The sequence below is a fragment of the Desulfovibrio sp. 1214_IL3152 genome (assembly GCF_036763055.1).
GTDB lineage: Bacteria > Desulfobacterota > Desulfovibrionia > Desulfovibrionales > Desulfovibrionaceae > Desulfovibrio.
The window spans coordinates 1-3,340 of record NZ_JBAIYW010000227.1; the positions used below are offsets into that span (position 1 = coordinate 1).

The following is a 3,340-nucleotide window of genomic DNA, read 5'->3' on the forward strand; positions in this document are numbered from 1 at the left end:
CGGCGCTGTCCGGGCCGCTGACCCGGACGGCCCGGTGGCCTGCTTTGTGTTCAAGACCCTGGCCGACCCGTTTGCCGGGCAGCTTTCCCTGCTGCGCATCCTTTCCGGCACTATCAGCGGCGATGTCAACCTCAAGAACATGCGCAGCGAGGACAATGAACGCCTGGGCAGCCTGCTTTTCCTCACGGGCAAAAACCAGACTCCCTGCAAGGAACCCATAGGTCCCGGCGCCATTGTGGCCGTAGCAAAGCTCAAAAACACCCGCACAGGCGACACTCTCTGCGATGAAAAAGCTCCCTTTGTGCTGCCCATGCCGCAACTGCCGCCGCAGCTCATCACCTACGCCCTGGCCCCCAAGGAAAAGGGGGAGGAAGACAAAGTTTACGCGGCCATGCAGCGGCTGCTGGAAGAAGACATCACCCTCAAACTCGGCCGGGACGGGGAAAACGGCGACATTCTGCTCTCGGGCATGGGGCAGTTGCACATCGAGCTTTCCGTGGAAAAGGCCAAACGCCGTTTCAAGGTGGATATCGTGCTCAAGACCCCCAAGGTTCCCTACCGCGAAACCGTGCGCGGCAAGTGCCAGGTGCAGGGCAGACACAAAAAGCAGTCCGGCGGCCGGGGACAGTTCGGTGACTGCTGGATAGAAATGGAAGGCCTGCCGCGCGGTTCCGGCTATCAGTTTGAAGATGCCATTGTGGGCGGCGTCATTCCCCGCCAGTACGTTCCCGCCATTGACAAGGGCGTACAGGAAGCGGCGGCGCGGGGCTTTCTGGCCGGATGCCAGGTCGTTGACTTTCGCGTCAAGGTTTATGACGGCAGCTACCACACCGTGGACTCATCCGAAATGGCCTTCAAGGTGGCAGGATCGCTGGCATTTAAAAAAGCTATGGAAAATCTCAAACCGGTCTTGCTGGAACCCATCGTGCTGCTGACTGTTTCTGTTCCTGACGAAAGCATGGGTGATGTGATCGGCGACCTTTCCTCCCGCAGGGGCAAGGTGCTCGGTTCCGACTCGCAGGGCGGCAGCACTGAAATCAAGGCCCACGTTCCCATGAGCGAAGTGCTGCGTTACGCTCCCGATCTGCGTTCCATGACCGGAGGCCAGGGATTTTTCACCATGGAATTTGCCCACTATGAAGAAGCCCCGCAGCCTGTAACGGAAAAAATCGTGGCTGAATACCAGGCCGCAAAAGCTGCCGAATAAGCGCAGCCGCCCCGGAGTCCCGCCGCGCTGTTTCAGTGATCAGGGTCTGCCGGGGGCGCGCCGCACTATCTTTCAGCAGGCAGCCCTTACCCGGTTGCCGGAAGTTCTTTGCCCAACACAGGCAGACCGTTCAAACCTGCCGTTTGCAGCCGCCGCCCGCACGTGACAATGCGCGGGCGGCGGCATTTTTGTCTTTACTGCACTGTAAGTTAAAATTCATATATTTTTAATATAATTACGGAAAAATATTTTCAGTGTCCATGCAACCGTCCATAAATATTATTCATTAAACAATCATATCTCGGCAGTTATATTTAATTTTCAATTTTCAGAATAGTTTTGCAGCAAATATTACCGCGCATGAATTTTTTGAAAAACATTGCAGCAGCCAATTCGGCTGCTGCATTTGCTGAAGTGCCGGCCTCGTGGCGCACAAGGCAGGCGTCCCGGATTTTTTGCAGATGCGTCCTGTTAAGAAAAAATAACTTTGCATGTAAAATGAAAATGTTATAAATATTTATCCCCTTGGCAGACACGTCTCCTCTAACTGGAACAGCCCTTCAAAACATAGCACTATAGTGTGATACGAGAAGCCAAGTCGCTAAATTTGTATGCAATCGCATACTGAATTTAAATTTAAAAGCTTTACATATACTCTATGCAAATCTTACCGGGCCTGGATGTAGCCATTGCCAAGACCGTGCGAAGCCTTCGCACACGCAGCGGTCTGTCGCAAGAGCAGTTTGCCGACTTTGCCGGACTGTCGCGTGTGTACATCGCGCAACTGGAAACCGGCGAACGGGGAGCTTCTCTCAATGCGCTTATTCTTATTGCACGCTCCGTGCGCATGAGCGGCTCAGAACTTGTAGCCCTTATTGAAGAGGAAATAAAAAACCTGTCTCATTAGGCAGTGTCGTCACGAGATGAATTTCCTTGGTATATCAAGGAGAACGAGCCTTTTATGCAGGGAGTGTACTCTTATGGTACTCGACCGGAATAAAAGGCGAAGTTCGACGCAGAGATACCGGGAAAGGCGCTCGTGACGACACTGTCTAGAGCAATTTCAAAGTGAAATTGCTCTGGCGGCTGCGTGAGCAGTCGCCCGCCGCAAAGATGCAAGCGCAGCTTCAGCCGTTACGACAAAGGAAGTTACGGATGCTTCAGAAGTCGTAACGCAGGAAACTACGCTTGCAGGCAGCATGTGTAACGATCGGCCTGTTTCCACACAATCGCTGTCGCCATTCGTAAGGCTCGCAGGCTCGCCAACGACTGCCGCGAAGACAGCAGAGCTATTTACTTGCGCGGTTAAGCATCGAAGCGAGCGTGTCTTAAACTTTGAGAATGTACATTCTCAAAGTTAATCTTCTCTAATACAGACATAAAAATTGTTTTTCCTTCCTGCCGGTAAAGCCTCAAAAAACACATTTAACTCTTCCTGATCGTTGCCATCCATTTTTTCTGCCGCTGGCGCCACATTCGCACCAGTCAGGCAAGTGCGCCACCATGTTTGGCGCGGTATTTTATTTCATACATGCTTTGCACTGCATTTCTGAATAACACACACAAATCCAATCTGTTCCGGGCTATTGCAGCACAATAACGCAACAGGCCTCGACCTTGGGCCTCTTCTTTGATAGTATCAATCCTCAATAAGGCTGTACCCCACAATCCGGTAAAAACGCGCCGCGGGCGAGCCGCGCACGGAAACCTCACACAGGGGACACAGCGCCACATACCACGCACAATAAATCAGAAAAGCTGATTTTCTGCCATATACGGATACGCCGATGACAACACGCACCCCCCCTCTCTCCGCAGGCGCGGAGCAAGCCTCCGCGTCTGGAATTCCGTCATTCACGTTTCGCCGCATGGCGGGCCTTGACCAGGCTCTGCTGACCGGGGACGCCGAGTGGACGGGCCTGAGCCGCCTGGACCCAAAACTGTGGATGGCCATGAGCTGCCCAGTGCGCGGTCTTGAGTTTGACCCACAGACCCTGGCGCTTCTTGATGCCGACAACGACGGGCGCATACGGGCCAAAGAAATACTGAACGCCGTGGACTGGGTATGCAGGCGCGTGACCCACCCTTCGCAACTCAGGCAACGCCGCCCTGACCTCCCTCTGGACATCCTTA

At 53.7% G+C, this 3,340-nt stretch carries 3 protein-coding genes and 1 pseudogene; 3 read left to right on the top strand and 1 reads right to left on the bottom strand.

Going from position 1 to position 3,340, the window contains the following annotated elements; genetic code table 11:
- Positions 1–1,207: elongation factor G (locus V6C07_RS04815; RefSeq protein WP_333535233.1), on the top strand; the 1,207-nt coding region annotated here is incomplete at its 5' end.
- A gap of 314 nt (positions 1,208–1,521) precedes the next feature.
- Here V6C07_RS04815 and V6C07_RS04820 read toward each other — a convergent pair.
- On the bottom strand, positions 1,522–1,743 hold the full coding sequence (locus V6C07_RS04820; RefSeq protein ID WP_333535234.1) for a hypothetical protein: 222 nt from the start codon (positions 1,741–1,743) through the stop codon (positions 1,522–1,524).
- 122 nt (positions 1,744–1,865) lie between these two features.
- On the opposite strand from V6C07_RS04820, the gene V6C07_RS04825 reads away from it, so the two are divergent.
- Both V6C07_RS04825 and V6C07_RS04830 read left to right on the top strand, forming a co-directional pair.
- Positions 1,866–2,114, top strand: a complete 249-nt coding sequence (locus V6C07_RS04825) for a helix-turn-helix domain-containing protein (RefSeq protein ID WP_333535235.1) — start codon at positions 1,866–1,868, stop codon at positions 2,112–2,114.
- Positions 2,115–2,994: 880 nt separating this feature from the next.
- Positions 2,995–3,340, top strand: a pseudogene (locus V6C07_RS04830) (hypothetical protein); the annotation flags it as partial.